Raw genomic sequence first — 645 nt, forward strand, 5'->3', positions numbered from 1 at the left:
ACCGCCAGGATCGTCGCATGCGGCGGGTTGATGACGGCGGCGAAATCCTTGATGCCGAACATGCCGAGGTTCGACACCGCCCCGGTGCCGCCCTGATACTCCTCCGGCTTCAGCTTGCGGCTGCGCGCCCGCCCCGCCAGATCCTTCATCTCGTTGGAGATCGCCGACAGCGTCTTCTCGTCGGCGCGCCGCACGATCGGCGTGATCAGCCCGCCGGGGATCGACACGGCAACGCCCACATCGGCATGCTTGTGCTTGACCATGGCGCTCTGCGTCCACGACACATTCGCCTCCGGCACCGCCATCAGCGCCCTGGCATAGGCCTTGATGATCATGTCGTTGACCGACAGCTTGTAGGCCGGCTCCTCGCCGCCCTCGCCCTTCACCGTCGGGGCGGCCTCGTTGAGCTGCTTCCTGAGGGCCAGCAGCGCGTCGATCCGGCAATCGAGGGTCAGGTAGAAATGCGGGATGGTCGCCTTCGCCTCGACCAGCCGGCGGGCGATGGTCTTGCGCATCGCATCGTGCGGCACAAGCTCGTAGGCGCCGTCCTCGAACAGCTTCAGCACGGCGTCGTCGGAGGGCGGCGCCACCGGCTGCGGCGCGCCGGGTGGGGCTTCGGCGCGCGGCGCGGCGGCCTTTGCCGCA

Annotated in this window: 1 protein-coding gene; it reads right to left on the reverse strand. The window is 68.7% G+C overall.

The window, feature by feature from the left end:
* Positions 1-645: 2-oxo acid dehydrogenase subunit E2 (locus NUU27_RS25450; RefSeq protein WP_257765080.1), on the reverse strand; the 645-nt coding region annotated here is incomplete at both ends.

Source organism: Nitratireductor sp. ZSWI3 (assembly GCF_024655565.1).
Classification (GTDB): Bacteria; Pseudomonadota; Alphaproteobacteria; order Rhizobiales; family Rhizobiaceae; genus Nitratireductor.